Origin of the sequence: Kocuria sp., assembly GCF_030538595.1 — a bacterium.
Lineage (GTDB): Bacteria > Actinomycetota > Actinomycetes > Actinomycetales > Micrococcaceae > Kocuria.
Window position 1 is genome coordinate 110,200 of the sequence record NZ_JAUNTS010000001.1, and the last position, 20,136, is coordinate 130,335.

At 60.9% G+C, this 20,136-nt stretch carries 27 protein-coding genes and 1 pseudogene; 15 read left to right on the top strand and 13 right to left on the bottom strand.

Annotation, left to right across the window (positions count from 1 at the left end):
* Positions 1–111: 111 nt before the first annotated feature.
* Positions 112–630 (bottom strand): ferritin, encoded by a 519-nt coding sequence (locus Q4G32_RS00475; protein ID WP_303348424.1) that lies wholly within the window; start codon positions 628–630, stop codon positions 112–114.
* Positions 631–752: 122 nt separating this feature from the next.
* On the opposite strand from Q4G32_RS00475, the gene Q4G32_RS00480 reads away from it, so the two are divergent.
* From Q4G32_RS00480 to Q4G32_RS00490, 3 genes are all read left to right on the top strand, one after another.
* Positions 753–1,652, top strand: a complete 900-nt coding sequence (locus tag Q4G32_RS00480; RefSeq protein WP_303348425.1) for a CHAD domain-containing protein — start codon at positions 753–755, stop codon at positions 1,650–1,652.
* Positions 1,649–2,110: a phage tail protein gene (locus Q4G32_RS00485; protein WP_303348426.1), complete on the top strand. Its 462-nt coding sequence runs from the start codon at positions 1,649–1,651 to the stop codon at positions 2,108–2,110. The genes Q4G32_RS00480 and Q4G32_RS00485 overlap by 4 nt, the downstream gene beginning before the upstream one ends.
* A gap of 90 nt (positions 2,111–2,200) precedes the next feature.
* Entirely contained in the window at positions 2,201–2,566 is a 366-nt protein-coding gene (locus tag Q4G32_RS00490) for a GntR family transcriptional regulator (protein ID WP_303348427.1), read from the top strand.
* Between the two features lie 34 nt (positions 2,567–2,600).
* Here the strand turns inward: Q4G32_RS00490 and Q4G32_RS00495 are convergent, their stop codons facing one another.
* Positions 2,601–3,005 carry a winged helix-turn-helix transcriptional regulator gene (locus Q4G32_RS00495; protein WP_303348428.1) on the bottom strand — a complete coding sequence of 135 codons (405 nt, stop codon included), beginning with the start codon at positions 3,003–3,005 and terminating at the stop codon, positions 2,601–2,603.
* A gap of 95 nt (positions 3,006–3,100) precedes the next feature.
* On the opposite strand from Q4G32_RS00495, the gene Q4G32_RS00500 reads away from it, so the two are divergent.
* The gene (locus tag Q4G32_RS00500; protein WP_303348429.1) at positions 3,101–3,718 is read left to right on the top strand and encodes an NAD(P)-dependent oxidoreductase; all 618 of its coding nucleotides are present in this window, start codon (positions 3,101–3,103) and stop codon (positions 3,716–3,718) included.
* A gap of 118 nt (positions 3,719–3,836) precedes the next feature.
* Here the strand turns inward: Q4G32_RS00500 and Q4G32_RS00505 are convergent, their stop codons facing one another.
* Positions 3,837–4,568, bottom strand: coding sequence for a hypothetical protein (locus tag Q4G32_RS00505; RefSeq protein WP_303348430.1), 732 nt, complete (start codon positions 4,566–4,568; stop codon positions 3,837–3,839).
* A gap of 508 nt (positions 4,569–5,076) precedes the next feature.
* Here Q4G32_RS00505 and Q4G32_RS00510 point away from each other — a divergent pair.
* On the top strand, positions 5,077–5,436 hold the full coding sequence (locus Q4G32_RS00510; protein ID WP_303348431.1) for an SbtR family transcriptional regulator: 360 nt from the start codon (positions 5,077–5,079) through the stop codon (positions 5,434–5,436).
* A 44-nt stretch (positions 5,437–5,480) separates the two neighbouring features.
* Here the strand turns inward: Q4G32_RS00510 and Q4G32_RS00515 are convergent, their stop codons facing one another.
* Positions 5,481–5,999 carry a phosphoribosyltransferase gene (locus Q4G32_RS00515; protein ID WP_303348432.1) on the bottom strand — a complete coding sequence of 173 codons (519 nt, stop codon included), beginning with the start codon at positions 5,997–5,999 and terminating at the stop codon, positions 5,481–5,483.
* 110 nt (positions 6,000–6,109) lie between these two features.
* Between Q4G32_RS00515 and Q4G32_RS13885 the strand changes: the two genes are divergently transcribed.
* Entirely contained in the window at positions 6,110–6,307 is a 198-nt protein-coding gene (locus tag Q4G32_RS13885) for a GNAT family N-acetyltransferase (protein WP_368660349.1), read from the top strand.
* Between the two features lie 104 nt (positions 6,308–6,411).
* Here the strand turns inward: Q4G32_RS13885 and Q4G32_RS00520 are convergent, their stop codons facing one another.
* The 3 genes from Q4G32_RS00520 to Q4G32_RS00530 all read right to left on the bottom strand — a co-directional run bounded on the left by Q4G32_RS00520 (position 6,412) and on the right by Q4G32_RS00530 (position 7,615).
* Complete coding sequence (locus Q4G32_RS00520; protein WP_303348433.1) at positions 6,412–6,783, bottom strand: nuclear transport factor 2 family protein; 372 nt, start codon at positions 6,781–6,783, stop codon at positions 6,412–6,414.
* A 122-nt stretch (positions 6,784–6,905) separates the two neighbouring features.
* A complete protein-coding gene (locus Q4G32_RS00525; RefSeq protein WP_303348434.1) occupies positions 6,906–7,394 on the bottom strand; it encodes a GNAT family N-acetyltransferase in 489 nt (162 codons plus the stop codon).
* A gap of 41 nt (positions 7,395–7,435) precedes the next feature.
* Positions 7,436–7,615, bottom strand: coding sequence for a hypothetical protein (locus tag Q4G32_RS00530; RefSeq protein ID WP_303348435.1), 180 nt, complete (start codon positions 7,613–7,615; stop codon positions 7,436–7,438).
* A gap of 165 nt (positions 7,616–7,780) precedes the next feature.
* On the opposite strand from Q4G32_RS00530, the pseudogene Q4G32_RS00535 reads away from it, so the two are divergent.
* A pseudogene (locus Q4G32_RS00535) lies at positions 7,781–8,228 on the top strand (GNAT family N-acetyltransferase).
* A gap of 184 nt (positions 8,229–8,412) precedes the next feature.
* Here the strand turns inward: Q4G32_RS00535 and Q4G32_RS00540 are convergent.
* On the bottom strand, positions 8,413–8,751 hold the full coding sequence (locus tag Q4G32_RS00540) for a putative quinol monooxygenase (protein WP_368660342.1): 339 nt from the start codon (positions 8,749–8,751) through the stop codon (positions 8,413–8,415).
* A gap of 120 nt (positions 8,752–8,871) precedes the next feature.
* On the opposite strand from Q4G32_RS00540, the gene Q4G32_RS00545 reads away from it, so the two are divergent.
* Positions 8,872–9,267, top strand: coding sequence for a hypothetical protein (locus Q4G32_RS00545; protein WP_303348437.1), 396 nt, complete (start codon positions 8,872–8,874; stop codon positions 9,265–9,267).
* Positions 9,268–9,386: 119 nt separating this feature from the next.
* Here the strand turns inward: Q4G32_RS00545 and Q4G32_RS00550 are convergent, their stop codons facing one another.
* On the bottom strand, positions 9,387–9,944 hold the full coding sequence (locus Q4G32_RS00550; RefSeq protein ID WP_303348438.1) for a hypothetical protein: 558 nt from the start codon (positions 9,942–9,944) through the stop codon (positions 9,387–9,389).
* A gap of 199 nt (positions 9,945–10,143) precedes the next feature.
* On the opposite strand from Q4G32_RS00550, the gene Q4G32_RS00555 reads away from it, so the two are divergent.
* The 4 genes from Q4G32_RS00555 (at position 10,144) to Q4G32_RS00570 (ending at position 12,292) form a co-directional block, all read left to right on the top strand.
* Positions 10,144–10,782 (top strand): class I SAM-dependent methyltransferase, encoded by a 639-nt coding sequence (locus Q4G32_RS00555; RefSeq protein ID WP_303348439.1) that lies wholly within the window; start codon positions 10,144–10,146, stop codon positions 10,780–10,782.
* Positions 10,783–11,173: 391 nt separating this feature from the next.
* Entirely contained in the window at positions 11,174–11,650 is a 477-nt protein-coding gene (locus tag Q4G32_RS00560) for a GNAT family N-acetyltransferase (RefSeq protein ID WP_303348440.1), read from the top strand.
* 115 nt (positions 11,651–11,765) lie between these two features.
* Positions 11,766–11,978, top strand: a complete 213-nt coding sequence (gene relB / locus Q4G32_RS00565; RefSeq protein ID WP_303348441.1) for a type II toxin-antitoxin system RelB family antitoxin — start codon at positions 11,766–11,768, stop codon at positions 11,976–11,978.
* Positions 11,978–12,292, top strand: a complete 315-nt coding sequence (locus Q4G32_RS00570) for a type II toxin-antitoxin system RelE family toxin (protein WP_303348442.1) — start codon at positions 11,978–11,980, stop codon at positions 12,290–12,292. Before relB ends, Q4G32_RS00570 begins: the two co-directional genes overlap by 1 nt.
* 157 nt (positions 12,293–12,449) lie before the next feature.
* Here Q4G32_RS00570 and Q4G32_RS00575 read toward each other — a convergent pair whose 3' ends face one another.
* The 4 genes from Q4G32_RS00575 to Q4G32_RS00590 form a co-directional block, all read right to left on the bottom strand.
* The gene (locus tag Q4G32_RS00575) at positions 12,450–12,770 is read right to left on the bottom strand and encodes a HigA family addiction module antitoxin (protein WP_303348443.1); all 321 of its coding nucleotides are present in this window, start codon (positions 12,768–12,770) and stop codon (positions 12,450–12,452) included.
* On the bottom strand, positions 12,745–12,951 hold the full coding sequence (locus Q4G32_RS00580; RefSeq protein ID WP_303348444.1) for a type II toxin-antitoxin system RelE/ParE family toxin: 207 nt from the start codon (positions 12,949–12,951) through the stop codon (positions 12,745–12,747). The genes Q4G32_RS00575 and Q4G32_RS00580 overlap by 26 nt, the downstream gene beginning before the upstream one ends.
* 138 nt (positions 12,952–13,089) lie before the next feature.
* Entirely contained in the window at positions 13,090–14,892 is a 1,803-nt protein-coding gene (locus tag Q4G32_RS00585; RefSeq protein ID WP_303348446.1) for a DUF262 domain-containing protein, read from the bottom strand.
* Positions 14,893–14,949: 57 nt separating this feature from the next.
* Positions 14,950–15,408, bottom strand: coding sequence for a hypothetical protein (locus Q4G32_RS00590; protein WP_303348447.1), 459 nt, complete (start codon positions 15,406–15,408; stop codon positions 14,950–14,952).
* A gap of 529 nt (positions 15,409–15,937) precedes the next feature.
* Between Q4G32_RS00590 and Q4G32_RS00595 the strand changes: the two genes are divergently transcribed.
* From Q4G32_RS00595 to Q4G32_RS00605, 3 genes are all read left to right on the top strand, one after another.
* Complete coding sequence (locus tag Q4G32_RS00595) at positions 15,938–16,234, top strand: excisionase family DNA-binding protein (protein WP_303348448.1); 297 nt, start codon at positions 15,938–15,940, stop codon at positions 16,232–16,234.
* A 428-nt stretch (positions 16,235–16,662) separates the two neighbouring features.
* Entirely contained in the window at positions 16,663–19,224 is a 2,562-nt protein-coding gene (locus tag Q4G32_RS00600; RefSeq protein ID WP_303348449.1) for a hypothetical protein, read from the top strand.
* 195 nt (positions 19,225–19,419) lie between these two features.
* Positions 19,420–20,025: a recombinase family protein gene (locus Q4G32_RS00605; protein ID WP_303348453.1), complete on the top strand. Its 606-nt coding sequence runs from the start codon at positions 19,420–19,422 to the stop codon at positions 20,023–20,025.
* Positions 20,026–20,136: the final 111 nt, after the last annotated feature.

Sequence of the window (20,136 nt, forward strand, 5' to 3'; positions counted from 1 at the left end):
GGGGGGCGGGCGCCGGCGGGGGGGCCCCCCCCCCGGGGGGGGGGCCCCCCCCCCCCCCCCCCCCCCCCCCCCCACCTCTCTGCTTGCTCCGTTTTGCGTTCTCCGTGCGGGTCAGTGGTCGTTCTCGGTGGTGGCCACTGGACGAGCGCCCAGCTCATCATCCAGACGCAGGAGGCCGGCGCCGTCGTCGCCAGCGCGTTCCAAGCGGCCCACAATTTCACTCACCGTGGCCTCTTCTTCAATCTGTTCATCCAGGAACCAGTTGAGCAAGGGGCGGGAATCCAGGTCACCGGCAGATTCGCAAGCCCGGTAGAGCTCACGGATGGATTCGGAGACCTTCTGTTCGTGTGCCAAGGCGGCCTTGAAGATTTCCACGGCCGTGGGGGCCTGCGGCACCTGCGGCGCAGCAATTCCACCGATGGTGGCGTGCCCGTCCCGGTCCGTGACGTGGTCAATGAACTTGTTGGCGTGCACAATCTCTTCATCTGCCTGATGGCGCAGCCAGGCAGCCATTCCCACCAGATCCTGCACATCAGCTTCAACAGCCAACTGGCGATAGACCAGCGAAGCCTCAAACTCCATGGTGATTTGTTCGTTGAACTTGGTTTCGAGTTCCGGTGTCAGCTTCATGTTTCCACTGTACCGAAGGCGCCACCGGACCCGGGACAAGTACCGGCCCTCCCCTCCTCACCGCAGTACATCCCCCGATACATTGGAGGGCAGAGGTGTGGTTTCCAAGGAGTGTGATGGGCATGGGCGCGCAGCTTCCAACTGCCGGGGATGTGATCAGCGACTATCTCAAGGCGCAGGTGGATGCGATTCACTCACGCCAGGACGCCTTACGCGCCGATCAACCTGACGCGGTTCACAAGACTCGTGTGGCCACTCGCCGATTGCGCAGCACACTGCGCAGCTTCCGCACAATCTTCCATGAAGACGCCACGGACCCCCTCCGCGCCGAACTGAAGTGGTACGGGGAGGTTCTGGGCGGCCCCCGGGATGCCGAGGTTCTCAGGCAGCGCCTTGTGGAGACCCTTGGCACCTTGCCCCACGACGCCGTCGTAGGTCCGGTCCGCGAGCGCTTGAAGTCCGAGCTGGACGCTTGGCACACCCGGGCTCATGCGGAGCTGGTGAAAGCCATGAACTCCACCCGCCACCGGGAGTTGCTGAATGCACTGACCGAGCTGGCGACTGCCCCTCCCACACGGCCGGTGGCCGATGAACCTTTCCGCAGAGTCTTGGACCCACTGCTCAAGAAAGCCACCCAACGGGTGGTGAAGCGGTGGCGGGCCACGCAGGCGGCTGAGCCGGGAGCTCAGATGGAGTTGGCGCACGAAACTCGAAAGAAAGCCAAAGCTGCGCGCTATGCTTTCGAGGCCCTTGCCAAGACCAATCAACGCTATGTGACTGGCGCCAAAGCCTGGGAACAGGTCACGGAAGCTCTGGGCACAGCACAGGATTCCGTGGTGGCTTGCACCCACTTGAAGGAACTGGCAATGGCTGCTCGGTCTGCCGGAGAGCCCAGTTTCACCTATGGTGCCTTGTACATGCGTGAATTGACGCAACAGGGAGATGCCCATGACACTGCAACTCTTGCCATCAGCAAGGCGCAGGAAGCATCACGGGCAGCGCTGGCAGAGGAGAAACCGTGAGCACAGCCGTTGATTTCAAAGACGTTTCCACGCAAGGCCTGGAATCTTCACCGGTTGCCGAAGCCCTGGCGGGCTTACGGGCCAACGAGGCCCGCTACTTTGCCAACAAGTACAAGCATTCGTATGAGGTCACACCGGCTACTGAAGCTGCGGACACCCTGGAATGGGTGACGCGTATCCTGCGGGAGGAGCGCGACATTGTGATTGGCGCCCGCCCGCTGGAGGTGAGCGTCAACGACGTCGAAGACATCCACTGGGTGCATGTGTTCTACGAATCCGGGCTGAGCATCAATGTCCTGTGGGGCCGGGAGGCCGGCAGCAAGCGAGCCGTTGGCTTCAAGCTCTCGGAGGGCATGGACGTTCCGACGGAGCTGTCGAATTTCAAGTTCGCGCGGCAAAAGTCCAAGCTGGCGGGGACAATTCGCGGTTCGTACTTTGTGATCAAGGGTGACTACTGACCAGCCGCTTTCGGAAAACGGTGGACAACACCTGGTCAAGGCCCCGGATTGTTAGAGTCAACTCACAACTGGCTCCCGGAGTGAGGCCCCATGTTCCAGATCAACCAGCTCTCCACCGTCCCGCCGTTTGAGCAGATCAAACAGCAGATCACTGCTGCGCGGGAGTCCGGGGAATTACCTGCCGGTCATCACCTGCCACCGGTGCGAAAATTGGCGGAGCAGCTGAGCCTGGCCCCCAACACGGTGGCCCGTGCCTACAAGGAACTGGAGGTCGAGGGAGTACTTGAAACCCGAGGTCGGCACGGGTCATTCGTGACCGGAACGGCAGAGTCCGCTGACCGGGCCGCAGCCCATGCCGCCCGTCAATTTGCGGCGCAGATTCGCAGACTCGGAGTGGATGACACCGTGGCTGTGGAGTTGGTCAAGGTGGCCTTGGCCGCACAGCGCCAGAGTTGAACATCCATCCGCCCACGGGGAGTTGGGTCCGTTGTCATCGGAGTTCCCGGGCGTCGTCGTAGCGGTTCCGGTTTTCCTGCACTGCATCGACGTGCTGCTCAGCCCATGATCGCAAGGCTGCCAGCGGTCCCACAGTTGATGCCCCCAGTTCAGTCAACTGATAGTCAACACGCGGCGGCACACTGGCTGTGACCTGCCTCAGCACCAAACCGTCACGTTCCATGGAGCGCAGTGTTTCCGTGAGCACTTTGGGAGAAACGCCCTGGATGGTGCGCCGCAACTCGGTGAAACGGACAGGCTCACCATGGGCCAGGACTGTCACGATCATGGGAGTCCAGCGATCCGTCAAATGACGCAGAACCGTTCGTGACGGGCAGTCCTGATTCAACACATCAGCAGGGAGCTCCGCGCGATCCAGAACAACTGTTGCATCTGTCACAATCGTGCATCCTTCCATTAGTTACATTGAGGTAATCAGTTACCAATCCATACTATTGATTCAGTTGGTCAAAGCCAAACACTCAGGAGGACATCGTGAAGATCGCAGTCATCGGCGCAGCAGGCATGGTCGGTTCTGAAATGGTGGCGGAAGCCGCCGCTCGCGGACACCAGGTCCACGGGTACACCCGCAGCGGTCGCAGCGTGGGTGATACGCCCACGCAGAGCCTTGATTTCAACAACACGGATGCCGTGATGGAGGTCATCAATTCTTCCGAAGCCACCGTGATCTCCGTGGCGGGACGCGACGATTACGACGCCGTCGTCAACGCTCACCAACGCCTGATCGCCGCCGCACCAGCGGGCCGCTTATTGGTGGTTGGCGGCGCAGGCGCTCTCCAGGCCGGCGACGGACTATTGCTGGACTCCCCCGATTTCCCAGCCGAATACCTGCCGGAAGCCAAGTCCTTTGCCCAGGTGTTCGCCGACTACTCCGCGTCGAACAGCGCGCAGTGGACCATGATCGCCCCGTCTCCTGAGATCGCCCCGGGTGTGCGCACGGGCAAATATCTGATCGCCGAGAACACCCCCGCCGGCGGATTCGTGTCCACCCAGGACTTTGCCGTGGCCGCACTGGACGAGATCGAGAACCCGGCGCACCGGGGAGCACGCTTTACCGTAGCTTCGGCTGACGAAACCGCAGCCCGCGGCTGACAGCCTGAGAGCCCCGCCTCACCAGTCGGCCACCTTCCGTTGCTGGTTGAGGTGTTGCTGGTTGAGGTGGGGCTCCGCCGTCGCCCGGGGCAAAAGATGGCTTCTACCCAGAAGCGCATCACCCCAGAGTGGGGGCCGTGTAAACGGGGACGTAGCCAGCCGGGTAGCTCACACTGGGGATGGTGCCGTACTGCCGATAGAACACGGACGTATCCAGAGTTCGGTTGTCCCACAGGCTCCATCGGCCCACCATGGGCTCCGTGCGCACCCACACGGAGCTTCGATTGGCCATCAGAACGTCGTTGCCCGAATTGTCGTCGGCCGTCTCTCCAGTGGGGGACGGTAGGCGCTGGGTGATCTCAAAGGTGTATTGCCACGTCCCATTTACTCCATTGCGATCTGGCCAGTTGATCTGAAAATCTGCTGACCCCGCGGAAGTAAAACCGGCGGGCAATGTGATGGTCTGCTGCCAGGTGTTCACCGCACGTGGGGAAGTTTGCGCAGCCCCTCCGCGGTAACCCGTGTCCGTGGTTCGGATTGGCGCCCCCAGGGTCAAGACGGAGCTACTGGTTTGCAGCATGGGAGTAACCCCGGCGGCATTGAGCGCCCTGTAAATCTCATACGCCCTCAGGGTGATCACCAGACCGGAGGTAGGCCGATTTGAGCTACCCACCCACGCCAGCCGGAAAGTGTCAGCACCTGCAGCAGCAGGCAAATGGTGGTTGGTCTGCCATAAAGCCAAGTCCATAGACTGGGAGGCTGCGTAAGCCGGTGCCGCCGTGGCAACAGCGACGGCCGGAACCGCCCATGCAGCGTGCCCCAGCACGGCCCTGCGGTCGATTGAGCTCATCGTCGCATCCACTCGTAGACATCAAATCGATGCGAATGTATCAAAGGTTCGATTCTTGAACTACATCAGCATCCATGACACGTCCGTGGGGACCATCACCAGAAACACAGCGCCCCTGCCTGTGGCGTGTTCAAGATCAGGCAACTACTAGGGTCAGTGCACCGTTCACAGCAGGAGTGGGTTCGTGTTCACCATAGAATCATCGCCCACTACCCCGCCATTCGAGCAGATCAAACGGCAGAGCAGTTGGGGCTGGCTGCCATCATAGTGGCTCGCGCGTACCCGGAGCTTGAAGGCGCCGTCGTGATGAGACCCATGGGCGGCAGGGGCTTGGGAACGCGATTGATCACCTTCAGTCCGTCTCAATCATTCCTTGCTCACACCGCCGCACGCACGGATTCTTGAATCGAACGCAACGGGCGGCCCACCAACTCAGCCAAAGCCTGAGATTCCGTGTGCATTTCACCGGCGCGAATGGAGGCATCCACACCAACCCACAAGCCCGCAGTTGGAGGCGGAAGTCGACCGAGCGCGGGTCAGTGCTGAAGCTGATGATTCCTGGCAAGCCCTGATGGACTACCTGGAGGAGAGCATGCGCCTCCAGGCTGGGAACAAGGGCTTGCGGGCCCTCATGTGCCCAGCGGGGTCGGTTTTTGACTCCGTCCGCGAGTGCAAAGCAGTGATGAATCCGTTGATCGAACAATTGGTAACCAACGCCCACTCGCAAGGCACATTGCGCCAAGACTGTACGGCGCGGGACATTGCATTGCTGCAACTTGCTCTGGTGGGAATCATGGACGCCACCCCCCAAGAGCCGGAGGCTTATCGGCGGCATCTGGAGCTGTTCCTGGATGGCGTACGGGCTTAACTCGGCCGATCATCGCCGGTGGCCGGATATTTCGGCAGGGAAGCTCAGGCGTCAGGCGTCAGCTTGGCCACGTACGGCAGGTTGCGCAATTTGTCTTGCCAGGGCAACCCAAAGCCAACCAGCATGTCATCGCTGGCCATCTCACGAGCAAAGTACTGACGGACCGGTATCTCAACCCGTCCGGGTTTCACAAAAAGGGTTGCCACAGAAATCGACGCCGGATTAAATCCGGCAATGTGCTCCACCAAGCGCTTCATGGTTCCGCCTGATTCAATGGCGTCATCAATCAAAAGGACGTCGCGGCCCTCAATCTGCACGTTCTGGTAATAGACAATCGGTGAGGCATTCTGGCGTTCACCAGGTGTGTGCGGGCAAGAAATCCAGTCCATGGCCACGTCAAAGGTCAATTGCCGCACCAGATCTGCCGTGACCAGAATTCCGCCCGGTACCACTGTGATCACCACCGCTGAGTCAAAATCGGCATTGAGACGGGCAGCGACGTCGTCGAGCCCAGCCTTGATCTCCTCTGCGGTGAGTACTGTTTCGCCGATGTTCTGGCTCATGTCCCATCCCCTCTCCAACGATCTACTGCAACGCTACTCGCATGAGGTGACTCAGCAACGTTGCCGAACCAGTACCTGGGCCGAATCCCGTCAACTGGGATGTATGGGTCATCGGTAAACCTTGGCAGGGGCGCGACCACGCGACCTGCGCGGCGCAACAGCTTGTCCGACATCTCCGTGCGCAAGGCATCAGCCATTTGGTGGCCCGCATTCGCCCCGAGCACTACGCCTCACAGGCAATCGCGCGGAAGTTGGGCATGACACCAACGGATGCGACCGTTGACGGGGAAACTCAATGGGAGACCTGATGTGCACACCATGATTGGGTTAAATGAGACATTTAACCCAGAACACTCGTTGGGGTTGCAAGCTGTCAGCTCAGGCCAAGAGTGGGCGCCTCAGCTGCGACAGATCAGTGTGTTGCAGTCGTCTGGGTATACAGGGCGAGGCGTGGAGCCCCATCTACCGTGACGTAAACACTCGTCATGGCCGCGTCGAAAGGCAGATCACCCGCCCGGTGAGCTCTTGCCCTGTATACCAGCGCGGCCGATTCAGATCCCAGTTCCACGCGGCGAGGATCACTGATCTCGTAGCGGTCCCACCCCGGCGCTTGGTCAAGGGACTGCACGACCTCAGTTTTGTCCATCACCAAACCGTTCACTAGTACCATCACAGCGTCCTCGGTCATCAATGCCCCGTAGAAGGAGGCGCCAGACTGACGGCAAAGCGCGTCCCAGCCTTGGCGCTCCAGTGCCATCAACTCGTCCATGGTCATCACATCCATGGCATCAGGCTAGCGCGGACATCAGCCTCACAGTGCGGCTACCACCTCGGCCACATGTCCTCCCGCAGCACACTCATCCGCAGCTTGGAGGACGTCGTGATTGTTCGGGCAGACTGGGCGCCTCAAAATCGGTACAGGTCTTCAACACCAGGCGTTCCGCCTGCAGGATCGCGGTGCATACCTAATGTGAGTGCCAGACGCACCGATGCTGCGTTTGAAGGGTCGATCACCGCAACGATGGGCCGCTTGGCACTGACCCCCTCAGCCCATGCGAGGACAGCTCGCGTCGCCTCTGCGGCATAGCCGTGCCCCTGAGCACGGGGCGCGAAACGGTAATAGAGGTTCAACACTGCCTCGTCCTTCTCCACGGATCGCCTCGCTCCAGCAAAGCCAATCCGGTCGCCCGCCAACGTGGACACCACGAAATAGCCGATCCCATCAGCGGTCCAGTCAGCTTGCCACCCTTCAATAAGCGCTACAGCTTGCGCTCGTGAGCGCATCACAAGGTCAGGACGGTGCCTAGAGGTCCGCAAATCCGAATGAATCTCGAAAACCGCGTCCACATCAGCGTCCTGCGGCACAGTGAGCCGCAATCGGTCAGTCGTGATCACCGGCTCCGCGCCGTTAGAGGAAAGATTCTGCGCACGGTAAGTCAAAGCGCTAGCACCAGACGCAACGCTGCATCGACGGCGCGTTGTTCGTCGAACCCCAAGTAGTTCCCCACCCGGTCACCGAACCGGCTGGGGTCAACGGCTGCATCCTGGTTGACCAGCACGCGCGTGTGGTTGCCATCGAGGTTGATGGCTGGTCGGAAAGTGATTGTGGAAGCCATACCCCAATGTCTCACAGGCGGTAAGACAAGGGAACAATTTAGAGCTGACGCCCGTAGTCACCCTGTTCGGGGCGGGTACTTAGAATAAATTAGGTAACTCCGATTCTCACCGAACGCCTCCGCTTCCGCTGTATGGGCCCCGCCGACATCGATCTCATGGCAAGCATGTTGGGAGACCCAGAAGTCATGCGCTTCTACCCTGCGCCAAAGACTCGCGAGCAGACAGCCGCATGGATCGCCTGGAACGAAAAAAAATTATGCGGACCATGGATACGGCCTCTGGATCGTGGAAACCCACGACGGCGATTTCATCGGGGATTGCGGACTCACCTGGCAGAAGGTGAATGGAATACCAAAATTGGAGGTCGGGTATCACATCGTCACCCGGGCCCAGGGCAATGGATACGCAACAGAAGCTGCCATGGCATGCCGCGACTACGCACGCGATGTTGTGGGTGCTACAGAACTCGTGGCGATCATTCACCCCGACAACACGGCATCTGAGCGCGTCGCCCGAAAGCTCGGCATGCAGCAACTCGAAGATGATTACGGCGGCAACATCCCCGTACGAACGGTCCTTGGAATGGCATTTGATGTCTCTCCTAAGCGGTAACGATCTCACCATTCCGGTGAATTTTCCACTCAGCCGTTGCAATCACAAACGTCAGCGGAGTCGCCCCGGAGATGGGCGACGACGTACTGCCCTGTGATCAGGTTCTGAGTCGTGTATCTATATCATCTCGTCCGAAACTGGCCACAAAACGGCAGCACCGAAACCCGCGATAGATTCCGGAGACTCAGGCCTGAGAATCGAGGCCCACGACTTCTATGACGTAGTCCCTCTTGATATGTGCAGTCACTCGACCCCATTCACTTGATCGTACGCGCTCCTGGTGTGCGTCGAGGGATTGCTGATCCTCAAAACGTTCGGAGACCTGCCAGACATAGTGTTCATCTGCCGGCTCAACGCTGAAATACAGACATCCAGGCTCGGCACGAGTCAGGTTTACGTGCCGATCAAGATGGCGGCGGACCATAGAGGCTTCTTCTGCGTTCGCACAGATCAACCTACCCCTGAGCACGACCACACCCATGTGGCCTCCATCAGCTCGATCACTTCGTTCAAGGCCCACCATGAGCCAGATCGTAGCGGAGCTACAGCTCTTGCGCTAAACCACCAAAGATGACAAAGTTAGCGCATGTTTGCACTCGCACATTAGGTCGGATTGGTCGGCCACAACTTGGAGAGACGAACCATGAGCCAACCCTATGACCAGACCGGCCCTCACAATCCCTACGGTCAGTCGCCCCGCAATCGTAATCAAGAGCCCAAGAGTGCTTGGGGCAAGATTCCCGTTGGTCTTTGGGTGGGACTTGCCGCCAGCCTGGTGGGCTTCTTCCTGCGGCTCTCCATGTATTCAAGAACCACCACCAACGGTGTCGTAACGCAGTGCACGTATTTCGATATCGGCGCAATGATGATCGCTGTCATTTGCTTCGTGAGCGCCGTCATAGGGGTAGTGGCCTGGTCGCGCCGCCCCCGGGAAACACGCATGACTCCCGCCCTGATCGTGCCACTGACTGCACTGATCGGTTTGTTGGGTGCGGTGCATGTGTTACGTGGGTTTGGAATCATCGGCGGCCTCTGCTGAGTGGGCTGCCGGCCAGCGCTTAAACCTTCTGGGTTAGACCGGTCTCACACCGAAGAAGCCCCGCCACCATCAATAGCATGACTGCCTGGCCATGAGTGTCGCGGAGTCTTACACGCACGCTAGATACGCTGATAAATTCCTGCCCAACGACCAGGAAAGCGCTCTCGTAATGCATCGCGGAGGTTGTCCCGTACATCCCACAGCTCTATGGTGACAGCCAGAGTCCCGACGGCGACTCCGCTGTCCAGGCCCCAATAGTCCATGGGGATCGTTGTTCCGCATGCAGGACAAGTCAGCTCCGGGGCAACGCGGGTGCGCATCCACTCATCGCCCAATTCATAGAGATCCCAGTCGTCGTCGCTCACCATAAAGTTACAGCGCAGGCAGATGACACCTTCTAGAGCCTGAGCGCCGTCGTACATCTCCCAGGAGTCATACACAGTCAGAGTTTCGTCGTCGTAATAGTCCATATCCAGACTCCGAGCCAGATCCTTCATGCGCGGTCCGTAACGGTCCGCTGGAATCGCCCCACTACTCGGCGAGAGCCAATCGGACAGCCCTTCCGCTTCGATGGACCAGCCTTCAGAACGCAACCACTCGCGCAGTTCTTGGGACAGGCGCCCAACGTTCTCGGACGTCGCTTCTAGATAAACCAGGTGGTAGCGCTGATCGCTCATGTTTGTAGATTGTACCTAGTGAGCCGGATGTTCAATTGAATAGCGCGCAACCTGCTAGCGTTCAGCGGCACGAACGCTGGCGCCCCTGTCGAAGCTCACGGTGATGGTCATGACTTGAGTCTCCCATGATACGAACGGCACTGGACCGAGCGTCGTCGTGCTTACCGTGACGAACACGTTGCACTGACACACTGTGTGGATGACCTTGAACGAGCACGCGGCATCTCAGTCGGGCGCACACACCCGAGAACACTGGGACGAGCGGTATTCCGGTGAACAGGTGTGGAGCGGGCAACCGAACGGCACCTTGATCAGTGAAGTGGCCGATCTTCCGGTGGGGCGCGCCTTGGACGTGGAGTGCGGAGAGGGCGCCGACTCCGTCTGGCTTGCGGAACAAGGGTGGGAGGTGACTGCCCTGGACATTTCTTCACAGGCGATCGGGCGGACCCTCACCGCAGCTTCGACGGCCGGAGTGAGCATCACGGGTGTTGCCCAGGGGCTGCTTGAATCCAAGCTCCCATCTGGCGCCTTTGACCTTGTCAGTGGCCAGTACCCCGTGCTTCCCAGAACGTCGCAACAGGTGGCCGAACGCCGCTTACTCGACCTGGTTGCGCCGGGCGGAACGCTGTTGGTGGTGCATCACGACGTCGACTGTGAGCACGCCCAGGCGCACGGTTTCAATTCGGACGAATTCATCACGCCGGGTCACGTCAGGGATTACGCGGTAGCTACGGGCGAATGGAAGGTGGTCACAGACGATCGCCGCGAGCGCGACGTGGCCGGTGGCGCTGGGGCTCACCATTCCCACGATGTGGTAGTCCGGTTGAGGCGAGTCTGAGGTGCGGTGACATCGACCCTATGGACACAGTTACACCGGAGGAACGACTACCGATCGTCAGCATGATGCCGCCGGTGAAGCGCTCCCCAGCAGGTCGCGCAGCTGCACGAGCTCGCGGAAGTCCTTGCCAGGAGCCCGCTCGCTGGCGTTGACATCGAAGGCGACGACCCGACCGTCGTCGTTACTCGACGACGGTCTCCAGCAAATGTGAGCGATCTAAACCGACAAAACGAGCGGCATTGGCGCGAAGTTGAAATCCGTATGGGGGACGGGGAGCTCGGTCTCCGCGCAGGCCGCCGCAGCGGTCCGTACATCGAGCTGACCCTCCAACGCCTGAGCGGCACAGGGAGCTCTGGTTGCCGTACAACAGTGCCAATGGTCCACTGTCCCTATGCCAAATACCGTGACACTGCGCCCCATCACGATCCAAGACGCCGAGGTGATGGTTGGGGTGTTGTCAGACCCCACGCTCTACCAATTCATGGGTGGCGAACCGCCGACCGTCGCGGAGCTCGAACAGCGCTACACAATTCAGACCCGAGGCCAATCACCAGATCGGTCCGCGGAATGGATCAACATGGCAGTTGTCCTTGATCCCGGCCAAAAGCTCATCGGCTATGTGCAGGCAACGGTGCCCCACGACGGCGGACCGACCGAGATTGCATGGGTCATCGGACGGCCCTGGCAGGGTCAGGGTCATGCATCCCGTGCAGCGGAACTGCTCTTTCAATATCTTCGCCAGCGAGGCGTCTGCAATCTGGTGGCCCACGTTCACCCGGAGCACGCTGCCTCCCAGGCAATCGCATCAAAACTAGGTATGACACCGACCGAAGTCCTGGTTGATGGCGAAACTCGATGGGAAACCTGAGTCCACTCGCGCGGGTCAGGTCAGCCACTCCCGGCACCGCCCACGCCAGTGGCGGCACACTTGCCTCCACACAACCTGGTGAATACAGTGTATTCAAGTGATGCAAGGGGGAACGATGAGCACCATGACAGTGCGCATGAACGAGCAGGACGCCGAACTCGTCCGCAAGTTCGCCAAGTTCGAGGGGGTCACGATCTCCGACTTCGCCCGTACGGCGATCTTGGAGAAGATCGAGGACTCCTACGACCTCCAAGAGCTACGCGAGGCCATCGCGCAAGACTCCGGCGAGCGCTACAGCATCGACGAAGTCCTCGCCGAAATCGCCTGATGACCGCGCGGGTCGGCACCTACCGCGTCGAGCTCACCGCCCGAGCCCGCAAGCAGCTCAGGAAACTGGATCGATTCGACGCAAAGATTTTGGCGACGTGGATCAAGAACAACCTCGATGGATGCGCCGACCCTCGCGCCTGTGGCAAGGGCCTGACCGCTAACCGCTCAGGCGAATGGCGCTACCGCGTGGGCTCCTACCGGATCCTCGCCCTCATCCACGATGACGTAGTCACGATTGAAGTATTCTCCATCGGTCGCCGCGACAAGGTCTACGACGACTCAAAACGAGGTAGTGTCAACCGATCCACTTGAAGTAGCGCGTAACGGACCAGCGTTCGCACCCGGCACAGGTTCCCTCACGCCTACGAAAACGGGCCTCACGACCGCAGAGCGACGTCTAGCGCAGCGTCCCTATGGGCCGAGTCATAGCGGACGATCGACTGGCCCCATTCCGGCTGACGAGGATCGGTCATGCCCGCTGTAGCGGTGCAATGGCTTCGATCTGTGCCTGAAGAAGGCGCCTCTCCAGCCGCAGTTCGTAGTTCGACTGCAAGTTCATCCAGAACTCTTCGGATGTCCCGAAGTATCGGGCGAGCCGGATCGCCGTGTCCGCCGTGATGCCTCGCTTGCCATGCACTATCTCGTTGATCCGCCGCGGCGGAACACCGATGGAGACAGCCAGCTTGTTCTGGGTGATCCCAAAGCCCTCAATGAAATCCTCCATGAGGATCTCACCAGGGTGAATCGGCTCGATCCGGTCCACGTCAGTGGTAGTCGACGAGTTCGACATCCTCTGCACCCCCATCCCTCCAGACGAAACAGATGCGCCATTGCGCATTGACGCGGATGCTGTGCTGCCCCACACGATCGCCCTTGAGTGCTTCCAGCCTGTTCCCTGGTGGCACTCTGAGTGACTTCAGATAGCGGGCAGCTTTGGGCTGCGACAGCTTACGGATCGTAGTGTTCTGCACCCGGGGATCAATGACGCACCCTTCCCTTCATCGAAGGCCACTTGAAAGCGCTCGGTCGATTCAATCCCGCGATCCCCACCTAGGTGAAGGATGCCCGCTAATGCGGACTCTAGTTTGCCCCTTCGCGACGTCCCGGTGTCATGGACGTGAGGTATTCCCAACTCCAAGAAGTGGGAAGCGTGCCATCACCCGTTCCGCTAGTTCGTTCGTGCGGTTCTCGATGTTCTCGGCGGTCCAAGACTCTCTTGCGGCCAGTTCTTCATTGAGCGAAAGGCCGTTGCGATATCCAATATGCCGCCCCTTGGAGTCTTTACGGTCGCGTTTCTCGACAAAGGACTTGTTACCTAGATTGCTGTTGTACGCAGTGATCGTCAGGTTCCCGAGCGTGTGCCTATGCTCCTCCTGCACCTGGGCAGCATGATCTGCACCTCCGAGCATCTCCTGCCACGCAGTAGGGAGATTCTCGCCCTGTGGAAGGATGTGCTCAATCGTCCAGACGAAGTGGTTCTTCTCCTGACGCCAAAGGTCAACCTTGGTTTCTTTGGTCATAGCGTCTTCAGCCAGTGTCGCCAGAATAAACCTCGCAATGTCAGTGTTCTCCTCGTAGATGCGACCCAGGAGGCGTGCCCGGAACTCCTCGTCGGACGCCGAGACGGCGTTCAGTCTCGCGTTGATGATCTCCGGCACCCCAGCCCCACGGGAATCACCCACGGCATCGATGGTCGTCATGAATAACTTCGACAGAGCGTATGTCGGCGGGTGCCCGGTCAAGTTGCGGCGCACGAAGAAGCTGGTTAGGTGATCCACGATGGCCTCAAGCTGCACTTCACTCAACTGAAGCTGTTGTTGCTTCGCCATGAGCCACATCAAGAGAACGTAGGACGGCGCGCCCTGAGCATGCATCAGCCGCTGGAAGGCACTGTCGAGCGATATCGCATCATCAAGTTCAGACACGCAGTTGATGCGTCCGTATATCTTGCTCGCTTCAATGAGATCATCGACGATTCGCTTGAGGTCCTGCTCTAGGAGAGTCTCGTATATCCGAATCAGACTTGACTTGGTGGCGACGGGCGCATTGGGAACATCCGGCAGTTCTGACTTGAACGCGTTGTAGTAGTGCCGCAGAAATCGCTCCTGAGTGGAGTAACTATCACCAAGGCTGGTCAGCATGTTGTTCCAGTGCTTGAACGCCTGATCGACGTTCATGACCTGCTTCTTCTCAGACTGCGCGAGAAGGTTGTTCTTGATCAAGTCCACCGGTGAGAGGGGCATACCCCGGTTATTGAGTGATTCGAAGAGCACGAACGCATCAGCGTGGCTAGCCACCTCGATCTTCACTATGACGGCCTTGAGCGCTGCCTCGTGCACTTTCAGAGCCGCTTTTGGCTCCGTGAGAGCTTCGGCCTCGGCCAGCTTCAGAATGGCCAAGCGAAAGTAGCGGTAGCACTTTGCGATCCTACGGCTGGGGTAGTATGCCTTCCACTCACCCTCAACCGGGAGCCCCGCACCTTCAAGTACCTTGCGGTAGTCAAAGAGGTTTTGCCCCTGCCTCTGCGGGGTCACCCGAAGTTCATGATCAGACTTGCGCACTAGCAGACGACCGAGGTTGGTGACGTCTGTTCGGGTGTCGTCATCAAGTTCGTCTATGTGCTCCTTGAGCACCGAATAGACGGCCGCAAGTAGAAGCGTCAGTGTTGTAAGACGCTGCTGGCCATCAACTACCTGAAGGATGCTTCCTTCAAGTGCGTCCTTGGTCTGATCTAAAGTTATGATCGTGCCCAAGAAGTGTGCACCGTCGGCTTCCACCAGGTCCTCGAAGAGATCCTCCCATTGAGCCTTGTACCAGGAATACTCCCGCTGGTACGGCGGAATCCGGTACAGCACGTTCCCCTCGTGACTGAAAAGCGTGTGGACGGGGTACTGGTTCGCGGACTTGATCACCGGTAGTCTCCAAGATCGATGAGGGGCGGCTCACTTCTTATCTCCTGCACGTTAAACCTAAACTCCACCACGTCGCCGGTTCACGGCCGACTTGCCCTGCGGGCGGCGTTCCATTCGGAGGTTGTAAGGTCGGTCCAGGTCGCACGCGGGCAGCCCAAGCTCACGCCTCAGGCTCGAACGAAGAGCCATGATGACCTCGTTGAGGTTCGCCTCTCCACTCTCAGCCATCCCCACCATGAACCGGCGCGCGGCTTCCACTTCTTGGGTCTCGCCCAGAAGCATGACGTCCGATAGTGAAGCCTCCAGCCCGGCGATCTGCTCGTCTGTCGGGCCGCCAGGACGGTTAGCCGCGTCGATCAGACGGCGATAGGCATGGACAAGGTAATCAGTCCGCTGCGCCCTACGCGCGCCCCGAACTTCGCGAACCGACGCGAGGTGGTGGACTAGAAACCCTCCGACTAAAGCCCCGAGACTCGCCGAAAGAAGGGGAACGAGGACATCCAGCCAATCGGTCACTTCTCACCTCTCACACGTTAAACCTAAACTCCACCGCGTTCCGAACAAGACTTACGTATCTTTCGCTGGGTCTTACGCTCTCAACTGCCAACACGCGCCCCACCTTGCTACACTTGATAGCCTAGTCGAACGTCGACTACTACCCCGACCGGAGCAGTGCTCATCCGGCGGAAAAGCTGAAGACCCCGGCACGAGCACACCGGGGTAAGAAGGACTGGCGGGCGACCCACCACCTTCGGATAACAGGGCAGGGTCGCGTGCCGGATGCCAGGGATGGGCTCCTCCGACTGCCACTGATGACCCACACTCGCGGGACCGGTGTGACTCCCGGCGCGAGAACAGAGGCCAGAGTCACGGGTTCCGAGCGAGATGGACGCGCGCGGGTAGACCGGCCGATTGCGAACCACACTCGTCGGTCCTGGTGCTCCAGCGACGAGGACAGAGGCCAGAGCGCAACCGCCCTCATCGGTAGGTGAGGGACCCAAGAGGCGGCCACGAGTACACGGGTACTGACTCCTAGGGAGTCCCTGTGTCCTCGGCACCTCACGTCCAACCTACTTTTCTCACCCTCCAGCAGGCAGCCGCCGATGGCTATGCCGCGTACTCCACACTTCGGAAGTACATCGCTGACGGCCGGTTGCCCGCCGTCAAGGTCGGTTCCCGCGTCAAGGTGCTGCGCACCGACCTCGACGCTCTCGCGGTGGCCGTCAGGCCTGCGACCTTCGAGGAGATCGAGGCCGCCGCACGACGGCTCGCCGCTACCGCTCCCCCACTGAGCGACGCCCAGGTTCGTCGCCTCAGCACGATCTTCGGCGATGCGTCATGAGGGCCGCGGCTCCCGGTTGGGAGCGTCACGAGATCACCGATGGCGCACGGCACGGCATCGTCTTCGAGGTGCTCGTGCGGCGCCGTGCCCGAGCAACGGTCAGCGGGGGCGTGAACGTGCCCAACAACGCCTCGACCGGCGGGGCAGCAGGGTCTCAGCCTCACGTCACCGGGTGTGACAGTTCCGAGCTGTCACACTCTTTCGACCCCTCCGAGACCACTGTTTCCCCTGGTCAGGAGGCAGATTGTCGGGCACGGTCATTAGCCCCTATGGGGAGCCCCGCGTTACGACCGTATGACCGTGGTTCCGTCACCGGCTCGACGACGTCCTCGCCGAGCTGTGTCGGTGGGGGCGCGCCTGTGCCTACGACCGCGTTCCGCGACCTTCCGTCGGTGAGGGCGATGGGGACGGGTCGGCTCGGGATCATCGTGGGCTTCGACACTGAGTTCACGACCATCGACGTGGAACGGGTGATCGACTCGTACCAATTCGCGGTGCCTGACCCACTCGATCCGTCGGTAGTCGTCGAGGTCGTCATTCTGCCTCCGCTGGGCTCTGATGCTCGCATCTCATTGCACACGGCGCTGTGGACCGTGGTGGTGGCCGCTGAACTGTGGCGCTCCCCGCTGGTGCCAGACGAGGTCGGTCCGCGTGGCGTGTCGCGCGGTGCGTTCTGGTCGGATGACTGGTGGGAGCGCCGGGAGGCGCTGGCGAAGCTGCGCGTGCCCATCGTCCTCGCTTGCCACTACGGGGCAGCGGATCTCACGGCCTTCCGCTCAGGTGGGCAGGCTCGGGAACTGGACGCCCTGGTCCGCCTGACTTCAGCTGCCGGTGGTCTCGTGACGCTGCTGCCGTTCCGCTCGCAACGCGGTAACGAGAACGGGTATTGGTGGGAGAGTCTCTCGGTGTCCGTCCGCGACACGATGTCGCAGGCCCCTGCCGGGAAGAAGTCGCTCGCTGTGCTTGGCAAGGCGTGCGGGGTGGCGAAACTCGACGTTCCGGAGGGTTGGGTCTCCCGGATGACCGAGTACCGGCGCGAGCATCTGGCCGAGTTCCTGGAGTACGGGGTCAACGACGCCTACATCGTCCTGGAGTACCTCGCGAGGCTCTGGGGCGATGGCGTGGTGCCTCCCATCACGCTGAGCGGAGGTGCCGCCGCTGCCCTCGTGGACTCGGGAAGCGCTTACCTCGGCGCGTCGAGCCCGGCAGAGTTCCGACGGAAGTTCGCTGGCCTCGTAGACGAAGATAACGGCGTAGAGGCCGTCGAGGAGGGAGACCGGCTGAGCTTCTACGCGAAGCGAGGCCGCAACCCGCTTGATGGTTCGGCGGCGCAGCTGTCGTCGGCATTCGCCCGCGCCTATCACGGTGGGCTCAACTCGTGCCCGATGCCGGGCTACTACCCGATCCCCACCGTGGACATCGACGCGCAAAATGCCTACCCCACCGCGATGGCGCTGGTGCGCGATCTCGACTGGGAGGCCGGTGCCATCGAGGAGGTCGTGCACGAGCGTTTCCTCACCATCGACGACCTGCCGACTGCGTCGACCCCGTTCGTCGGGTTTGTGTCCTTCGAGTTTCCTGCCGAGGTCGCTCACCCGTGCCTGCCTATCGTCGCCGACGGCACACTTGTCTACCCGCGCACCTCCGAGGGCGTGGCGGGTTCGTGGTCGGGTGGCCCCGAGGTGTGTCTCGCGCTCCGCCTCGGCGCCGAGGTCTATTGCCAGATCGGCTTCTTCGGGCGCGAACTGAGGCGGGACGGGAGGCCGAGCTTGTCCCTGCGTAACGGCGTGAAGCAGCTCATCGACGATCGGAACGCCGCCAAGGCGCTCTTCGGCAAGGGTTCTCTGGAGGAACAGACCCTCAAGACCGGTGTCAACTCCGTGTATGGGAAGACCGCGCAGGACGTGGCTGAGCAGCGGTCCTGGGATGCTCTTTCGCAGGAGATGGACAACGTCGGGGGTTCGGCGATTTCCAGCCCCTACCATGCGGCTACCACCACGTCCTTTGTGCGGGCACAGCTCCTGGCGACTATGAATCAGATCGTCGATCGGGGTGGGTGCGTCTACTCGGTGACCACGGACGGGTTCATCACCGATCTCTCAGTTGACGAGGTCGCTTCTCTCGACCTGTACGGACTTGCGGAGCCGCTCCGCGAGTCGCGCACTGCCCTGACGGGCGACCCGTCCATCTGGGAGACCAAGCACCAGCAGGACGATCTGGTGAATTTCACGACACGGGGCAATGCTTCGTTGTCCTTTGGCGGGGTGTGCGCTCACAACGGTCTCAAGGTCCCGAAGGGGGTCGTTGAGGATAGCGCTGAAGACCGGGAATACCTGCTGCGCGCTGTCGTCACCCGCGAAGGCCGGGTCCCGAATGGCTATACACGGTTCCCGTCCTTCCAGGAGCTGTCGCGGACGGAAAACCGCAGGGACTTCATTCCGTCCCGCGTTGAGCGGTCCGTTTCGATGGACTACGACCTCAAGCGCAAGCCAGTCATGTCGTCGATGACTCCTGAGTTTGTACCGCTTCCCGACGGAACGATGCATGAGGTGGCGACCTTCACCACCGAGCCCTGGGAGACCGTCGAGGAGTGCCTGCGGGCTCGACAGATCGCCCGCGAGATGGCGCAGACCAGCTGTCTGCGCACTGTGGCGCAGTGGCGCGACTGGGATGTGCGGTATTCCCATGGCAAGGGACGTCGCATCGTCACACCGCAGCGCGCTGTTCTCATGTCGATCGTCATGGCCCACCGGCAGGGCGTGGTGGAGATCCCAACTCTGGCAGAGGGCGCGCTGAGCGTGCAGCAGCGCCTCGACTGGCTCGCCGAGTGGGGGCTCGGGACGGTATCCCGTGGGGACTGGGACAACGCGCGCCGACCGGAGAGGACCTCACAGATGCTGCCTCGGGAGACGTTGGAACCGTACCTGAGTCGTATGCGGCAGATGCCGTCCGGCGAGCATCCCGGCCCGGCCGACCGGCTGCCGCTGTAATGCTTCCTCGATACCTAGCCGTCGAGCCCATCGGCTCATCTCCCCACCGGCCCCCAGCACAGCGATGTTCGCGACAAGGGCATTCCCGCGAGCGTCCATCAGGGTCTACCCCGTCGGACAACTCAGGACACCTCTGATTCGCCGTTCAACGAGGTCCATCAGCAACTCATTAAACACATTCGTAGGAGGGTCCAAATGTCATCGAACACTACTGGGCAGGTGGTCGGCTACGTGCGCGTGAGCGCCGCCGACCAGAACGAAGCGCGGCAGCTCGAAGCGGTCGGCGACGTCGACCGGCTGTTCTCCGAGAAGGTCTCTGGGAAGAACACCGCTGACCGCGAGCAGCTCCAGGAGATGCTCGCGTACGTCCGTGCGGGCGACAAGGTGCGGGTGAAGTCGCCGGACCGGCTCGCTCGCTCGACGACGGATCTGCTCTCAATCGTCCGGGGCCTCGCCGCGAAGGGCGTCGCCGTCGAGTTCGTCGACAACCCGGCGCTCAACACCGACACGCCTCATGGTGAGTTCATGCTGACGATCCTCGCGGCCGTCGCCGAGTTGGAGCGGGCCACGATCCGAGAGCGGCAGGCCGAGGGCATCGCGATCGCTAAGCGACGAGGTGTGTATGACCGGGGACCGAAGTTGTCGGTTAAGCAGATCGATTCTGCTCGGGAGCAGGTCCGGGGTGGGGTGGCGAAGGCGGTCGTTGCCCGTGATCTGGGCGTGAGTCGGTCGACGCAGTATGACGCGCTGAACGGCAGGGGCCGCTATGCGAGGCGGTGGCTCCCTCTCCCTGAATGTTGACGCCGCCGTGTCAACAGTTTGCAGCGGTGCGGTGGTCGCGCCGTTCGTGGGGTGGGCGGCCAGGGACCGCCCCGGGTGAGGGGGTGAGAGGAAAGCAAACATGAACGGCGC